The sequence below is a fragment of the Paenibacillus sp. PK1-4R genome, from assembly GCF_030369595.1.
GTDB lineage: Bacteria > Bacillota > Bacilli > Paenibacillales > Paenibacillaceae > Paenibacillus.
The window spans coordinates 4,218,809-4,235,568 of the sequence record NZ_CP126535.1 but is presented as its reverse complement, the minus strand read 5'-3'; the positions used below and the strand labels follow the sequence as shown (position 1 = coordinate 4,235,568).

Below are 16,760 nucleotides of genomic sequence, written 5' to 3'. Positions count from 1 at the left end.
TGAAGTCTTTGGTTACTGCGATGAAAGAATCCAGGGGGGACAAGCTTTTTCTGATCAGCACTTATATTTATTTAGGTCTTTCACTGCTGGTTGTGCTCTATCCGCTCATCTATATTCTCAGCGCTTCAATTAGTTCACCGCAGGACGTCAATTCGGGAGCAATGTGGTTGTTTCCGAAGAATGTAACACTGGACGGCTACAAGCTTGTATTTGAGAACCCGAAGATTTGGAGTGGTTACTGGAACACAATTATTTACACGGTGGTGGGGACTCTGCTTAATCTCGCCGTCACTCTGCCGGCCTCGTATGCGCTCAGCAGATCTGATTTTGTCGGGCGCCAGTTGTTCATGGGCCTCATACTGTTCACGATGTTCTTCAGCGGCGGAATTGTACCGACGTATCTGCTGGTCAAGAACCTTGGACTCATGAACAGCATGTGGGCATTGATTCTGCCGGTGGCAGCTTCGGTCTGGAATATCGTCGTGGCCCGCACCTTTTTTCAGACGACCATCCCAAAAGAACTTCAGGAAGCAGCGCACATTGACGGCTGTACAAATCTAAAGCTGTTCATTCGCATTGTTCTACCGCTGTCGGCACCAATTGTAGCCGTTATGGCCCTGTTCTATGGGGTGAGCCACTGGAACAGCTACTTTCCGTCCCTGATCTATTTAAATGATGAAGCGAAGTATCCGCTGCAGATGGTTCTGCGTCAGATCCTTGTCCTTCAGGAAATGACGGCCGAAACCACGGGCTCATCAATCAACGGCGAGGTGGCGACCGCCATGAATAATAAGGCAGAAACGGCATCGCTGATTAAATATGGAGTCATTGTGGTCTCCACACTGCCCATCGTGGCAATCTATCCGTTCCTGCAACGTTACTTTGTCCAAGGGGTCATGATAGGCTCTGTTAAAGGCTAAACAGTTAAAATGTGATGATAACAAGGGAGGAATTATGAATGCCGACCACACGCAAACCATGGAAGCTTCTGTTATCTTCGGCTTTGGTTCTTACATTACTGGCAGGCTGCAGTAATTCAAACGAAGGTGAAGCAAACAACAATCTCGGAAAAGTCGCTGTGAACAATGAAGGTTTCCCGATTGTTAATGAACCCGTTACTCTGTCGCTTATGGCACCAGATGTAGGGATTCAGAACTGGGAGAACATGGCGGTGCTTCAGCAGATGCAGGAGAAGACCGGTATTACGCTGGAATACAAGAATGCACCGAAGGACAGCTTCGAAACCAAGAAAAATCTGGTGCTCGCCAGTGGGGATTACCCGGATATCCTCTATGCTGCCGGTTTGACAACTGCAGAGCAGATGAATTATGGAGAGCAGGGTATCCTCATTCCACTGGAGGATCTGATCGAAGAGTATGCTCCGAATTTCAAGGCGCTACTAGAGGAGAATCCGGATGTCCGCAAATCAATCACTGCACCGGACGGGCATATCTATTCCTTGCCGGTAGTAGAACTTAGCCAGCACTGGTACCGTAATCCGATGTGGTATAACGGGGACTTCCTGAAGGCACTAAATATCGACAAACTGCCCGAAACGACAGAGGAATTGTATACCTATCTGAAACGTGTGAAAGAGGAAGATCCCAACGGCAATGGCATAGCCGATGAAATTCCACTTTCTTCGGTGACAACACCTGCTGCGAACCTCCGCGATATCCGTACATGGCTGCTTGGTGCCTTCGGTATTTATGAAGAAGAAATTTATGTGGACGATGCGGACAAGGTGCATTATACACCGCTTGAAGAAGGCTACAAGGAATATTTAACCTATATGAACCGCCTGTGGTCTGAAGACCTGCTGGATCATGAGAGCTTTTCACAAACAGCGGAGCAAAAGAAGGCCAAAGCACAGAATAATCAAATTGCCCTCTTTTCGGACTGGCATGCCTACATGAGCAAAGGTGGAGAGCCTTCGACGGCAGATCCGATGTTTGCACCTGTCCACAGTGAATCCGTTGCTGCTCCAGCGATTGCAAAGAACAGGGGGATTACAAGCGGCGCTTTTGCTATCACGCAGAGTAATCCTGCGCCGGAAGCCTCTATACGCTGGGTGGATTATCTTTATTCCTATGAAGGTGCCATGTTCTTTAATAAAGGTCCAGAGGGCATTCTCTGGGAATACACCGATAAAGAGAACCGGGTCAAACAGTACTTACCGGTACCAGACGGCAAGGAAATGGAAGATTATCGGGCAACGCTGACACCTAACTACGGCATTCCCGCTCCAACCCTGTCCATGGATGATATTAATAAGGGGCTGAAGACAGACTTTGACCTCTGGGTAGAGCAGGAGACCAAGCAGAAGCTTCTCGATAAAGGCGCACGGATTCCGTTTCCAACGCTGTTTCTTACCGTGGAAGAGCAGACCGAAATCAGTAGCCTGAATTCTGATTTGAAGACATATGTGAATCAGATGGAGGCGAAATTCATCACTGGAGCCGAGCCACTTACGGGCTGGGACAATTATGTGGCGACCGTCAAAAAAATGGGCGGAGAGCGTATGGTTGAGATCAACCAGGCTGCCTATGATCGCTGGAAATCCAACTAACCAGGTCCATGCGCAGAAATTTGCTGTAAAAAATGAGATATAAGCATAAAACGTGTTCCTGAACATTAAATGCAGGAGGATTAGACATGCAAATCACGAGACATCCGAATAATCCCATTGTCGTCCCGGGCAACTATGAATGGCGCAAGGTTACGGTTTTTAACCCTGCAGTTATCATCGATAACGGCAAATTTTATATGATTGAGCGCACCGCTGGTTCCCTAACTCCATGCAAAAATTACTTGGGTCTGCTAGAGAGTGAAGACGGCGTGAACTTTACTCACGTGAAGGATGAGCCAATTGTGACGCCAGACATGCTGGGATTCCCTTATGGTAGTGTACAGGACCCACGGATTGTCAAAATTGACGGGACCTTCTATCTGAACTACGCCCTTCGCCCCTGTGCCATGAGTTATTACCCTACCGGGGCAGGCGTCCCCCTTCGCTCTATTCCGGAATATCCGGACGGGTGGGGGGACGAGGAGGGACATTGGCTAACCCGGTCCTCCATTTTGAAATCAGATAATCTGCTGGATTGGGAGTATGTGGCGGACACGACACCTCTTGATATTAATGACCGGGACAACATTCTGTTCCCCGAGAAAATAGGCGGCAAATTCGTACTGCTGCGCCGCCCCGAGGAATATGTGGGAGAAGCCTACGGTACGGATAAGGCGGCCATGTGGATTACCTACTCCGAGGATCTCGTGAACTGGGAAGAGCCCAAGCTGCTCGCTACCGCCCAGAACCTCTCCTGGGAATCGCGGAAGATTGGTGGCTCTACGCCCCCGATACGTACGGACAAGGGCTGGCTGGTGCTTTATCATGGCGTCGATGAGGACATTGTCTACCGTGTGGGGGCCATGCTGCTGGATTTGGAGCATCCGGAGAAAATCATTGCCCGGACGCATCATTTTATTATGGAGCCAGAGACGTATTATGAGAAATTTGGGTTCCAGATCCCCAATGTCATCTTCCCGACCGGAAATGTGGTCAAAGATGGGCTGCTCTATATCTATTACGGGGTAACAGATACGGCGATTGCCCTAGCAACAGTTCCTCTGGATGAGCTGGTAGAGCATATCCTCCAGGAAGGGCAACAGCAAAATAAATTATAAATGAAGCTGTATCTTCAAATATAAGAATTCAAATATAAGAATGTAGTACAGGAAGGGCGGAAGCTCCGCTTCGCCAACTTAAACAGGTCTTTTAGTATTCATCCCTCTCAAGGCATGTTCCTTTCTATACTGCCCTGGTGTCAGACCGATTTCTTTTTTGAACTTGCGGATGAAATTTGGCGCATCCATATAACCGACCTGTTCGATAATTTCTTTGAGCGGTGCGCTAGTATTCTCCAGCAGTCGCATGACTTCATCTACACGACGTTGCCAGATATATTGTGAGAAATTGCTTCCGGTCTTCTCTTTGAAGCTCCGGCTTAAATATGAAGTTGAAATGGCAAACTTAAGCGCCACATTTTCTAGACTGAGTGTGTAGTCTGCAAACTGCTGATCCACGTAAGCCAGAATGTCATCCATTAATGTAGACTCGCTTGTCTTCGTATTCAGCTCCACTTGCGCGCAAATGTCAGCGGCCAGACAGATCAAACGGCTCTCGAGTTCTTCAAGTGTTTCGAAGGAGGTCAATTCCGGCATATTGGCGAACACTTCTTTCATCCCAAGTTCGGAGGCGGTGCGTAGAAAAGCGTTCAGCAGATCGAAACAGATGCAGCGTAGTAGATGAACTTGCAACGGCTCATTTTTGATCGTATGAATGGTATCGGAAATCATTTGGACGGCTACTGATTCGTTGCCCTGCTTTAGACTCTGCTCCAGTTTCAGCATGGATTTGCGTGGAATCCAGAAGCTCTCGGCAGCAGAAGGGTTCAGCTCTGCAAGCTGCTCGAAATAAGTGACCTGACCGCTGCGCCGGATGATCCGGTGCTCCAGAGCTGCAGCGGCTTCAATGAAGGATTGGTTAAGACGGGCTAAGTCTCTGTAGGCCATGCCGACACCGATACTTAGAGATAGCTGAGAGTGCTCGCGGATTAACGTTTGAATGGCTTCAATGACCTGCTCCAATTGGCTTTGAATCGGCTTGTCCGCATGACCGGGAAGTGAAATAATCAGGGCAAACTGGTCCTTGACCGAGAATTCTACACCAAAGATCTGAGCTCCGGTACAGGGAAGACATACATTGCTGAGTATTTCCTGCAACAGATGGCGTTCCTGCCAGGACTTGCCGCCGGGTACAGTATCATCCCAGGACAAAATAGCCGAGAAATAGAGCCCTTGTCCTTGAGGATGCCTGAATCCTGCGCTAAGGATCATTTGTTCGATCTCCGGATCATCCGGCTTGCCGTGCTTGAGTAACAGCAGCATGCACTGATTGCGGACAAAGGGCTCCTGAAAATCAATTTTCAGACTGTAATTGTGGAGGGTCTGGCGTATCCATTCCCATTCATTGCGGAGCTTGGGAGCATCATCGCCGCTGCCTTTCATCTTGTCCATCAAATCCCTGATCGGATGGTACTGCCGTTTGGCTAACAGCAGCGCAGCAGCTATGCCGGTAATGACGGTAATACAGAAGACGATTAGGACGAGGGTCTGGACATGGGCGACACGGCTGAAGAACTGGAAGCTTGGCATCGTGGTCACATAGGTCCAGCCATTTTCTTCAGATTGAACAGAAACAACGGAGTATTGTTCTCCATCCATCTTCAAATTATGAATACCGGGCTCAAGTGTAGCCAAATTCTCAATTTCGTCCTGGGGAAGGCTTATGCCATGGCTATTCGCGGTCAACACCTCTCCGGAGGGACTGAAAATATAACTGCTTCCTGAAAAATCACTCAAAATCGAATCCATGACCCCGGTAAGGTTGGATTCTTTCATTAAATAAACAACGGTCCCATATGGAAACGGGTCATTAGGTTTAACGGGCACAAGCATGACGAGCATCGACTCCACTCGGGAATTAACCTTCACGTTCTCAGCGGGACGGACCAGGGGCTGCCTAGTTTCATTCAAGTCCCGCCGCAACTCTTCCGGATTCCAATGCTCGAACTGATAGAGGCTATCAAAGGTGACGTCAAGATTAGCCAGACCGCGGTACGAATAGATGTTGGCATCGTTATGGAAATAGAGAAGCAGATCCTCTGCAATGCTGCTGCTAGCTTTGTAATTGGCCAGCGCCTGAATCGCCTCCAAACTGTAATAGGGATGCTGTACCATATAAGGGGTCAGGTGTTTGTCATAGGCGATTCTCCCCGCTATTTCCTGAAGCTCATTCATACGGTTATCTATAGTGCTCTTCACCTGGTTAAGCTGATTGACATTTGATTGTTCAATCTCTACACGCAATCCTTTGACAGCGTTTTCATATACAAAAATAGTTACACCTGTCAGAGGGATAAGAAATATGAGAATGTAAGAAAAGGCATATTTCAGCAGAAGCCTTGATTTGAAATGATTCCAGCTGAGCCTGAATCTGTTGAGCAAGGATGGCTTGAGTGCCGAATTTGCCATGAAGCAGTCCCTCCAGTGTTAGGATATTCGGATTAAACTTTTGAATTAGAAATCAGTGTTCTCTTCTGGATTACTCTTGTGCTAGTATAAACATTATAACATTATAATCTTTAGAATAAAGTAGATCATCAGGCTTATTTTCAACTAATTAGAAGTAAAGATTTCATATCATGAATCATTTTTTGAATTTTGCCTGTAAACCGGGGTTGAAAAAGGAGATGGGATGAGTGGGCACAGAGAATGTGCTGCGCAATTTGCAGCTTGTTGACGGGCGAATTATGGATATCGCCATTCAGGACGGGATCATCACCGCCATTACACCGCCAGGACAGGCTGAAGGAGAAAATGAGCTGGATTGTTCAGGGTTATATGTGTCCAGTGGGTGGATTGATATGCATGTGCATGCCGTCCAGGAGCTTGATCCCTATGGCGATGATATCGACGAAATTGGTGTGAAGCAGGGGGTAACAACGCTTGTAGATGCCGGAAGCTGCGGTGCAGATCGAATTGGAGCTTTTTATACCGCAAGACTACAGGCTGCTACACAAGTATTTGCTCTGTTGAACATTTCAAGCATCGGGCTCGAACGGACGGATGAACTGTCGCAGCTGGAATGGATTGACCGGGCCAAGGTACTGGAGGCAGCAGCGGCTTATCCTGATTTCATTGTTGGTCTGAAAGCCCGCATCAGCCAAAGTGTGGTCAAAGACAGCGGCATACATCCACTCAAGTTGGCACGCACACTCTCGGAAGAAACGAAACTTCCGCTCATGGTTCACATCGGTTCTGCTCCGCCCGCGATCTCTGATGTGCTGGAGCTACTACAGTCGGGTGATGTAATCACCCATTATCTTAACGGCAAGTCCAACAATCTGTTTCATGCAGACGGCACACCGCTGCAAGAACTGCTGGATGCAGCTGCTCGGGGAGTTCATCTGGATGTGGGGCATGGCACAGCGAGCTTCTCCTTCCGGATTGCAGAACAGGCCAAGGTTGCAGGCATTGCGCTGAATACAATCAGTACGGACATTTACCGAGGCAACCGTATGAATGGTCCGGTATACAGTATGTCGAATGTACTGACGAAATTTCTGTACCTCGGCTACAGTCTGGAAGAGGTGATCCGTGCGGTTACAAGAAGTCCAGCGGAGTGGCTCAGTAAGCCGGAGCTCGGGCAGATTAGGGTGGGACAGCAGGCGAACCTGACTTTGTTTTCTCTGGAAGCAGGCGAAAAGCAACTTAAGGACTCGGAAGGAGATGTCCGGGTCACGCAATACTATATTGAGGCTAAAGGAGTTTATGCTAATGGGTCACTCATTACAGGCTAAATATGGATTGAAGCGTGTTATTAATGCCAGTGGAAGAATGAGCATCCTTGGCGTTTCCGCACCAACGGATTCAGTCATGGATGCGATGAAACAGGGCGGACAGCAGTACGTGGAAATTGCGGATCTTGTGAACAAATCCGGAGAATATATTGCACAGCTACTTGGTTCGGAAAGCGCGGTTGTGGTGAACTCCGCATCCAGTGGTATTGCACTGTCAGTGGCAGCCATTGTGACTGCCGGAGATCCACGTCTCAGCCTTCGTCTGCACCAGGAGCCGATATTGAAAAATGAAATTATTATGCTAAAAGGCCATAATGTGCAATATGGAGCGCCGATTGAAACCATGATATTCCTTGGCGGCGGCCGGGTAGTGGAAGTTGGATACGCCAATGAAGGCCGCAAGGAGCATATCGATCAGGCAATCGGCGAACACACTGCAGCCATTTTTTATGTTAAATCCCATCACGCTGTCCAGAAGAACATGATTTCTGTGGAAGAGGCCTGGGAGGTTGCACAGCGAAGAGGGGTGCCGCTGATTGTTGATGCGGCAGCGGAAGAGGATCTGCACAAATATATCCAACTTTCGGATCTGGCCATTTACAGCGGGTCGAAAGCTATTGAAGGCCCTACTTCTGGCATTGTCGCCGGCAAAAGGAAATACGTGGAGTGGCTTAAGGTACAGCTACAGGGGATTGGCCGCAGCATGAAGATTGGCAAAGAGACCATTTTTGGGTTACTTCAAGCGCTAGAGGAATACCAGGACAAAGCCGATAATAGTGAACGAGAGAAGCAGACGCTGGAGGCTCTTCAGGCACTGGATAGACTTCCTGGTGTTTCGGTCCGCATCGTGCAGGATGAAGCCGGCAGATCGATTTTCCGGGGGCGCGTCCAGATTGATTCCTCTCTTGCCGGGGTGGATGCGAAGAAAATGAATGACCAGCTACGTGAAGGTGTAATTGCGGTATATACCCGAGACTATGGCGTCAAGCAGGGTTATTTCGATATTGATCCAAGGTCGCTGCAAGGAGATGATTTGCAGGTCATCGTCAGCAGAATACATGAAATCGTGGGAGGCAAACCAGAATGAGTCATATTCAGCAGTGTCTGTATAAGAACAGGGCCGCAATTAATGTACTGGCCGGGAGTATCGGGAACGCCAAGGATGTGTACGAGGCTGCGGAAGGATATGTACTTATTGGTGTGCTCTCCAAAAATTATGCTACGTCGGAAGAAGCTGTAGTTGCCATGACTGAATATGGTCAGGCTATTCAAGATGCCGTATCTATCGGACTTGGGGCCGGAGACAGCCGTCAGGCTGCAGTTGTGGCGGAGATTGTCGCCAGCTATCCGGGAAGCCATATCAATCAGGTATTCCCGGCAGTCGGGGCAACCCGTGCCAATCTGGGACCTAAAGATAGTTGGATTAACTGCCTGGTATCTCCGTGCGGTCAGCCAGGTTATGTAAATATATCGACTGGCCCCATCAGTTCAGTAACGACTCCGCAGGCCATTGTTCCGGTTCATGCCGCCATTGCATTGGTTCGTGATATGGGAGGGAACGCGCTCAAATATTATCCGATGCAGGGGTTGAAGCTGGAAGAGGAGTACCGTGCTGTTGCCAAGGCTTGTGGAGAAGCGGGATTTGCTCTGGAGCCTACAGGCGGAATCGATCTGGACAACTTTGGACCCATTCTAGAGATTGCACTACAGGCAGGCGTACCTCAGGTTATACCACATGTCTATTCTTCAATTATTGAGTCGCAGACCGGGAGTACAAACGTACAGGATGTCCGCAGACTGCTCGAAACAATGAAATCGCTGGTAGACCTATATGCCTAGGGTTGCTGCATTTGGTGAAGTGATGATGCGGCTGCAGGTTCCGGGCTACGAAACACTGGTCCAGAGCAGCAGGCTGGATTATTCGTTTTCCGGCAGCGGGGTGAATGTAACGGCAGCACTAGCCAGATACGGCCATAACGGTGCTCTTATTACGACTTTGCCGGAAACTCCGGTGGGCGAAGCGGCTATTGCTTATCTGCGCAAGCTGGGGGTAGATACCTCTCTTATTAGCCAGGGCGGTAGACACCTTGGGATGTACTTTCTGGAGAATGGCTTTGGAGCCCGCCCTGGCAGAGTTACTTACACAGACCGGCTGGGCAGCAGTTTCAATACCGCGGAGGCAGACAATTATGATATGAAAGATCTTGCCTCCCGAGTCGATGTTCTTCATTTATGTGGCATTACGCTGGCTATGAATGATGGCGTGCGCAAGCAGATGAAACGGCTTGCTGAGGAAGTGAGGAGTGCTGGGGGCAAGGTTGTTTTTGATTGTAATTACCGTCCTGCGTTATGGGGGACAGATGGTTATGTCAAGGCCCGCCCGCATTATGAGGAACTGCTGGGGCTGGCAGATCTGGTGTTAATGAATGAGAAGGATGCAAAGTGTATTCTTGGCATCGGAACCGGAGAATATGATAGAATAACACAGATGAAGCAAGCGATTCCTGAAGTTGCAAAACGCTTCGGAATCGGAACGGTAGCAGGAACCCACCGTGTGATTAACGCGGACCATACGCATTCCTTGACAGGATATATCTATCATCAAGGTACGTTCGTATTTTCCCGAAAGCTGATATTCCCAGTGTATGACCGGATCGGTGCAGGGGATGTATTTGCTAGCACCATCATCCATGGGGAATTGCAGCAATACCCACACGAGTATACGGTTAATATGGCAGTGGCGGCAGCGATGCTGGCCCATACCACTCAAGGCGATACAGCGCTTTTTACCGAGAATGAGGTGCTCCGCGCGCTGTCGGACCATCCCTCAGATGTTGAAAGGTAGTGAACAGTGAGTGTCTCTGAAGCGCAAGCAAGGTCCTTTATATCAGCAAATCCAAAAAATTCTCAAAGATCGGATTCTACATGGAGTATATCCTCTTGGAAGCATCATCCCCTCTGAACCACAGCTGGAGAAAGAATTTGGCGTCAGTAAAATGACAGTCCGCGGTGCGGTCCAAGAGCTGTCGCAGGAAGGTTACGTGCTGAAGAAAAGCGGTGTTGGCACAATTGTGTTGCGCAATACCTCTCATCAGAAGCTCTCAAAGGGCAAACGGTTTACGGAGCTGCTCGTAGAAGAGGGCCATAAGCTGGAAAAGAAAGTTCTGAATTCCCGTTTACTCACCAATGATACCGGAACGGAGGAATATGGTCGCTACGGGCCGTATTACCAGCGGATTGAAAGGCTCTACATTCTTAACGGACAACCTTATATTCATCTGATACACTTCTTGGCAGCAGCTGCATTACCCGGCGGAGGCATGGAAGAAATGAATGGAGACATCCAATCGCTGTATGACTCATTGGAGGAGAACAACATTTTGCTGGAGAACTTCAAAGACCGTTTCTTTGTAGAGCCGGCAGCTCATGAGGTATGCCAACTACTGAAGATCCCCCCGGGGACGCATGTGCTTAAGCGCCTCCGTAACTCCTTCGACGGAGAAGGCAGATTAATTGAGCACAGTATCGGCTGTTATAACACGGAACTTCATCATTATCTGGTTAGTTACGACACTTGAGGTCGGCGGTGCAGAAAAGGGTCCTGCCATTTTCATAACAGGACCCTTTTTACGTAAACTAAAAATCCCTCAAACGATCAAATACCTCATATAATTCCTCGTGATTAACCTTAACCCAATCATCTTGACTCAGTTCCAAATGCTGCTGTAATTGATCCAGCAACTCCGTTAGAACAACATAAATCTCTTCCCGCTCAACAGTTTCAATAAAGCCGGTCTTGGCATCCATCTTGTTGAAGGTCTGTGTGTAGTTCTCAACCATGGAGACGAGCTGTTTGTGCAGAGCTTCCTGATTGTTAAAATCTTGACTTAACTGACGGATTTCCTTCAAGCACTGCTTGTACAATTGAGCTGCTTTTTTGGCGTGAACTGCCTTAATGTGGTCCCGCCCATCCCAATCCCGAAACGGATTGTTCAGGTTCTCCGCAAGCCATTCGGGTTTGCGTGCTTTGGTGATTTCCATATCAAGTCCGGTAGCAGCGAATTTTTTATATCTTGTTTTGATCGATTTGGCTGCATCAGCAGGCAGGCTGGTTAGCCACAGCGTAGTCAATTTCGGAAGTTGTTCTGGATCAGGGAATTGTCCACCATTGAAGCCGAATAGGTCATATGTAGTGAAGGTTTGCAAATTTGCCAAATGCTGAATTGATTCTATATGGGATACATTGCCGGGTTTACCCCACAATCGCAACTCTGAAAGCTCAGGATAATACTGCACAAGTGGGTCCAGATTGAGCTCCGTGATATCTCTGATATACAGACCTTCAAGCCGTGAGATTCCCCTAACCTGTGGCAGGCCCGATGGAACATTGAGAGTGATGCATTTACCGTCTTCATAAGCCACGATACGCAGATCAGGAGACAACTCCCCTGTGAAATTCAGACTTTTCATCTTTGTGTTCAAAATTAACTCCTTCAACCCGCTGACATCCACAATAAGTCTGGTCAGGTGACTGTTGCTGATATCGAGCATCGTTTGACCATGATGTAAGATATGAAGTTCATTAATGAACGGGTTTTCCTCTATAAATGGAAAGATCGATTCCGTATATCCATCCATTTCAATATGTGTCAGACAAGGAAGCTTTGCGAGTTCGGCTACATCTTCAGAAGATTTAGGGCTGAAATCGCGGAGTGTACTCGTACTGCGCCGCATTACACGATCGCCAACCATCACTTCTTTGTCATCATTCGCAGCTTGTTTGAACTGCGCTCTTCGGATCGCATCGATACCTTCCCATTCACGCTGGAGATATAGACTTTCTCCGATCGGCCAGCCTCCCCCATACGTATTTGTTTCCTCGGTGTAGACAGGAGGGATATTGCCTGCAAGCACATACTGTGAAGGGACATTAGCATTTACAAAACTATGAGCAAGTCGATCATGCCAGAAATAGAAGTTACAGATCAGCGGTTTCATCTGATGAAGCTGCATCTCATTAGGCAGTTGATCACCAGTCCAATCCAACTGAAGGACGGAGGCAAGCGTGTCGGAAGTTTTACCCTCCGTTTCATTCAGTCCAGTTACCTGGCAGGCTGTATATTGTTGTAATTTTTCGACATACACGCAGTACACATCTCCAACATTGGGGATCATCTTATGCTCCTTTCGTTCTGCACCAATCGATGCTAAGCTTACTTGTAAACCAAGTATTCTGCAGAACACATAATAGATGAATTATATCAAAGTCATTCAGAGACTACCATTTTGGATAGAGCCGAATAGGCTTGAATACTTTTATAAAAAGGAACGATGTCTATGGATACAAGTATGAGCCGTAACAAAAAACTGGGGGAGTTTTTGAAATCACGGAGAAGCCGCATTCAACCGGAACAGGTTGGATTGTCAGGATCTTATGGACAGCGAAGAACACCCGGTCTACGGCGGGAAGAAGTAGCGGTATTGGCTGGTGTCAGTGCAACGTATTACACGTGGCTCGAACAGGGTAGGGAGTTGGCGGCTTCACGAGAAGTGATGCAGAGTATAGCGAATGCGCTCCGTTTAACCCTGGAAGAGAAGAGTCATCTGTTTGACTTATGGGACCCTAAAACGGAACATGAATTCCTTGCTTCGTATTCACAACTGGAGCCAGGGTGGCAGAGTATTATTGGCCAGTTGACTCATCCTTCCTTTATTACCAATGAACGTTCTGAGGTACTTGCCTGGAATGAAGCTGCAGATACGAACCTTTTCAACTTCTCATCGATGAATGTGAACGAGCGTCTAATGATGCGGATTTTATTTCTGGATCCAGCGCTCAGGGAGCGTATGCACAACTGGGAGGAATTCGCGCGGCACTCGGTAGCCGTATTCCGTACGTATTATGACAAGTATCCGAGTGACCCCGAATTCAGCAGAATCGTGAAACAATTGAGTGAAGAAAGTGTAGACTTCCGAACGATCTGGAACCTGCACCAAGTTGAATTAAAACAAGTCAATCGTGTCCTGCTTGAAACGACGGATCGGGCAGATGGCGTTTTGCATGCATACGATATCTTTTCCATGAATAATCTGAACAGCCAATCAGGCATTCATTGTTGTATTTACGTTCCTGTTGCCATATAGAAGGTTAATCAAACTAGTAATTTTTTTACTAGCATAAACAGAGTGTGGTTGGGGTCTCGGGAGTGAAATAGAATGAACTCAAGTTCATACGTATCTAGTTAACGTTTCTATTTCAAGATGAAAAGAGGGAGCCTCATGCTCAAAACAAGAACACTGGGAAATGATAAATTACGAATATCTGCGCTCGGCCTGGGTGTGATGATGATGCCGGATAATGACGAATCGGTACATACCATTCAGGGTGCGCTAGATGTAGGAGTCACCATGTTTGATACGGCGGATCTGTATGGAGAGTATGAAAAACAGCGATTTGGAGGGAATGAAAAACTGCTTGGACGCGCGCTTCAAGGTCGAAGATCCAAGGCAATCGTTGCCACCAAATTTGGTATAACACACACGCAGGGCCCCAAGGGAGATCCAGCCTACATCAAAAAATCAGTAGATGCGAGTCTCTACAACCTGGGAATGGATTATATCGATCTGTATTATCAACATCGTCCTGATCCGAATACACCTATTGAAGAGACGGTAGGCACGCTTGCCGATCTGGTTCAACAGGGGAAGATTCGATATATCGGTTTGTCCGAAGCGCCAGTAGAGATCATTCGGCGTGCACATGCTGTTCATCCGATTACAGCGTTGCAGACCGAATATTCATTATGGAGTCGAGAGCTTGAGGATGAGATTATGTCTGTCCTGCATGAATTGAACATTGGCTTGGTTCCATACAGCCCATTGGGACGGGGATTCCTGACAGGTCAGATCCGTTCCATAGACGATCTGCCGGAGGATGATTATCGTCGCCACTATCCGCGTTTCCAAGGTGAGAACTTTCAGAAAAATTTGGAGGTTGTTGGATTGATCCAAGAGATGGCTAAGCAAAAAGGATGCACGGTCTCTCAACTTGCTCTGGCCTGGTTGCTTGGAAAGGGGGAACATATCGTTCCGATCCCGGGGACTCGCAACTTGGAAAGAGTTCACGAGAACTTAGGAGCGCTACAGGTTTCGCTTACGGATGATGAGATGAACCAGATAGATCGCATATCACCCCAAGGCATTGCAGCCGGAGGCAGATTCCCTGGTCAAGTCTAGTTTGTTTATACATGATTCTAAGAAACCTAAAGTTCAGGATTAAAAACAATATATAACATGTTTCAACGGTATTATCTTTCTATTCTCCGGCATACAGTACAACAATGAGATGTATGCCCAAGGAGGAGAAATGATCGTATGATGAATCCGATTTTACAAGCCCCGAATGTTCCGCTGGCAGCCGATTCCAATGCGGTTGTGAATTATCAGAGGGATTCACGCAACTATGTAACCCAGTTGTTTGGAGAACAGCTGCCGACCATTGCGAATGGTTTCTTCAACGTGTACTTAAGCAAAGGAATCATTGTGCAGCCGCACTGGCACACCAATGTTACGGAGATGGTTGTGGTCATCACCGGTGAAGTTACAGCGTCAGTCTTCAATCCGTTTACGCGTGAACGATTGACATATCGTCTGAAACCAGGTCAGGTTGTGGTATTTCCGAAAGGCTGGTTTCACTGGTTTGTCGCTGAGACAGATGATGTATATGTATTAACTATTTTTGATCAACCAACGCCTGATATTGTGTTTGGAGCGGATTTCTTGGCAGCTACACCGCCGGAGGTGGCTCACCGCGCGTACTGTTTGGATGAAGAGGCATATGCGAGAGCTGTTGCGTCCATTAAAAATGATGCCATTCTGGGCCCTCCAATAGGGTGTGATACGCAGGTTTCTGATCAATCGACTTCACCTTCCAAGACGTCTGTGCCATCGTCCAATAAGCTGAAATCTTAATTCAAGATCCTTATTCATTATCAAAGTACACAGCCTGTAACTGGAGAATAACAGTTGCAGGCTTTTTGATGTGTAGATGTAATGATCGTATGATAAAAATTCAAAATGCCTGAGTCAGTGTATTACGATCTCTGTTAGTATAGTATGAACATCCAAAAAAAACGGAGGACTCATGAATGAACATGTCAGAAATGAATACGCTTGAAACTGCAATGAGTTATGCACCTATTTTGATGTTTGACAGAGCCGAACCCTTTTATCCTGATTTTGTTGGCATTTCTGTGTTGCATCAATCTGGGCCTTCACCATCGTTCAGAAGGGACATTAAGTTTCCGACCGAGGCAGTACAATATGTAATTGAATATGCAATCTGGTGGGATTATGAGATTGGACATCTGTATGAAATGGAGCATGTATGGGTTTATGTGGGTCATGACGGAGAGGTAGTAGACTGTGAAGCCAGCTTTCATGGGAAAGTGCTGCGTGGATTGTTGAAGGAACGGGTCAATGTGGTTGGACATCATGTATGTCTGTACTCGCAGCCTGGCAAACATGCTTTCTCACCACTTCCGGTTGTATTTGAGTTATTGCCAAACCTGTATAGTGCAGCAGGTGCCGAAGCTGGATGTGATGGGCTACTTGTGAATGAGTTGTTTCAAGATTATTTTGAAACGAACGAACAGATCGATGCTCAGGTGGGGCGTTATCTGCAGACCAAAGCGTTTGTACCTACCATGGAGTTCGAAGAATATTTACTAAAACCGGAGATGTTCATGACGTGGGATAATCTGTTTGATATTATTCCGCACAGGATTAAGGACCGCTTGATGGAACTGGAGCAGTTATATAACACATAAGTAATTAGTTTTAAACGGGTTTTATGTTAATTTAAAGTGTGTTTTTTCGCTTCAAAACCAAACTTTGTTAATTCGGGTTTGGTTTTTTTTATGGGAAAATGGACTCAGTATGAGTAAGGATTTATTAGACTTAAGTCTTGAAATGTTGAGTATGTGCAGCAAAATACATAATTTTTACGCATGGAAAATGATATTTGTTAGACGTAAGAACTATACAACTTCTTATGTAAATATAAGAAAATCATATCACATGAAATTTTGTATGGAGATGTATTTTCAAATCAATGCAGAATGTAGATTATACATATATATGTAAGTGGAAAAAGAAATTTAATAGGTAAAAAGTATAAATTATATTAAAAAGAAGTTTCTTTATATCTGAAATAAAAATTCATAATAGTGCAAATTTATAGAAATAAAAATTTCCTATTCAGTTTTAATATATTTATGTCGAAATAGATCGTAAGTTGTCTGGAGCGCGACCTAGAGAAGGGTTTACTAAGCGTTA

Annotated in this window: 14 protein-coding genes; 12 read left to right on the top strand and 2 right to left on the bottom strand. The window is 46.8% G+C overall.

Annotation, left to right across the window (positions count from 1 at the left end):
* Window positions 1-8 precede the first annotated feature (8 nt).
* From QNO02_RS18220 to QNO02_RS18210, 3 genes are all read left to right on the top strand, one after another.
* A complete protein-coding gene (locus QNO02_RS18220) occupies window positions 9-920 on the top strand; it encodes a carbohydrate ABC transporter permease (RefSeq protein WP_124116320.1) in 912 nt (303 codons plus the stop codon).
* A 38-nt stretch (window positions 921-958) separates the two neighbouring features.
* Window positions 959-2,569, top strand: a complete 1,611-nt coding sequence (locus tag QNO02_RS18215; RefSeq protein WP_289389586.1) for an extracellular solute-binding protein — start codon at window positions 959-961, stop codon at window positions 2,567-2,569.
* Between the two features lie 86 nt (window positions 2,570-2,655).
* A complete protein-coding gene (locus tag QNO02_RS18210; protein WP_249912319.1) occupies window positions 2,656-3,687 on the top strand; it encodes a glycoside hydrolase family 130 protein in 1,032 nt (343 codons plus the stop codon).
* Window positions 3,688-3,765: 78 nt separating this feature from the next.
* On the opposite strand, the gene QNO02_RS18205 is transcribed toward QNO02_RS18210, so the two are convergent.
* Entirely contained in the window at window positions 3,766-6,096 is a 2,331-nt protein-coding gene (locus QNO02_RS18205) for a helix-turn-helix domain-containing protein (RefSeq protein ID WP_289389585.1), read from the bottom strand.
* A gap of 278 nt (window positions 6,097-6,374) precedes the next feature.
* Between QNO02_RS18205 and QNO02_RS18200 the strand changes: the two genes are divergently transcribed.
* The 5 genes from QNO02_RS18200 to QNO02_RS18180 are packed head-to-tail and all read left to right on the top strand — an operon-like array spanning window position 6,375 to window position 11,002.
* Window positions 6,375-7,424, top strand: a complete 1,050-nt coding sequence (locus tag QNO02_RS18200) for an amidohydrolase/deacetylase family metallohydrolase (RefSeq protein ID WP_289392815.1) — start codon at window positions 6,375-6,377, stop codon at window positions 7,422-7,424.
* Window positions 7,402-8,511, top strand: a complete 1,110-nt coding sequence (locus tag QNO02_RS18195) for a DgaE family pyridoxal phosphate-dependent ammonia lyase (RefSeq protein ID WP_289389584.1) — start codon at window positions 7,402-7,404, stop codon at window positions 8,509-8,511. The genes QNO02_RS18200 and QNO02_RS18195 overlap by 23 nt, the downstream gene beginning before the upstream one ends.
* On the top strand, window positions 8,508-9,263 hold the full coding sequence (dagF, locus tag QNO02_RS18190) for a 2-dehydro-3-deoxy-phosphogluconate aldolase (RefSeq protein WP_289389583.1): 756 nt from the start codon (window positions 8,508-8,510) through the stop codon (window positions 9,261-9,263). The genes QNO02_RS18195 and dagF overlap by 4 nt, the downstream gene beginning before the upstream one ends.
* Window positions 9,256-10,269: a sugar kinase gene (locus QNO02_RS18185; protein WP_289389582.1), complete on the top strand. Its 1,014-nt coding sequence runs from the start codon at window positions 9,256-9,258 to the stop codon at window positions 10,267-10,269. Before dagF ends, QNO02_RS18185 begins: the two co-directional genes overlap by 8 nt.
* 10 nt (window positions 10,270-10,279) lie before the next feature.
* Complete coding sequence (locus tag QNO02_RS18180; RefSeq protein WP_289389581.1) at window positions 10,280-11,002, top strand: GntR family transcriptional regulator; 723 nt, start codon at window positions 10,280-10,282, stop codon at window positions 11,000-11,002.
* Between the two features lie 58 nt (window positions 11,003-11,060).
* Here the strand turns inward: QNO02_RS18180 and QNO02_RS18175 are convergent, their stop codons facing one another.
* Window positions 11,061-12,599, bottom strand: coding sequence for a DUF3450 domain-containing protein (locus tag QNO02_RS18175; RefSeq protein ID WP_289389580.1), 1,539 nt, complete (start codon window positions 12,597-12,599; stop codon window positions 11,061-11,063).
* A 162-nt stretch (window positions 12,600-12,761) separates the two neighbouring features.
* Between QNO02_RS18175 and QNO02_RS18170 the strand changes: the two genes are divergently transcribed.
* The 4 genes from QNO02_RS18170 (at window position 12,762) to QNO02_RS18155 (ending at window position 16,252) form a co-directional block, all read left to right on the top strand.
* The gene (locus QNO02_RS18170) at window positions 12,762-13,568 is read left to right on the top strand and encodes a helix-turn-helix transcriptional regulator (protein WP_289389579.1); all 807 of its coding nucleotides are present in this window, start codon (window positions 12,762-12,764) and stop codon (window positions 13,566-13,568) included.
* Between the two features lie 135 nt (window positions 13,569-13,703).
* Window positions 13,704-14,660, top strand: a complete 957-nt coding sequence (locus QNO02_RS18165) for an aldo/keto reductase (RefSeq protein WP_289389578.1) — start codon at window positions 13,704-13,706, stop codon at window positions 14,658-14,660.
* 138 nt (window positions 14,661-14,798) lie between these two features.
* Window positions 14,799-15,395: a cupin domain-containing protein gene (locus QNO02_RS18160; RefSeq protein ID WP_133385253.1), complete on the top strand. Its 597-nt coding sequence runs from the start codon at window positions 14,799-14,801 to the stop codon at window positions 15,393-15,395.
* 176 nt (window positions 15,396-15,571) lie between these two features.
* Window positions 15,572-16,252 carry a hypothetical protein gene (locus tag QNO02_RS18155; RefSeq protein ID WP_289389577.1) on the top strand — a complete coding sequence of 227 codons (681 nt, stop codon included), beginning with the start codon at window positions 15,572-15,574 and terminating at the stop codon, window positions 16,250-16,252.
* Window positions 16,253-16,760 lie beyond the last annotated feature (508 nt).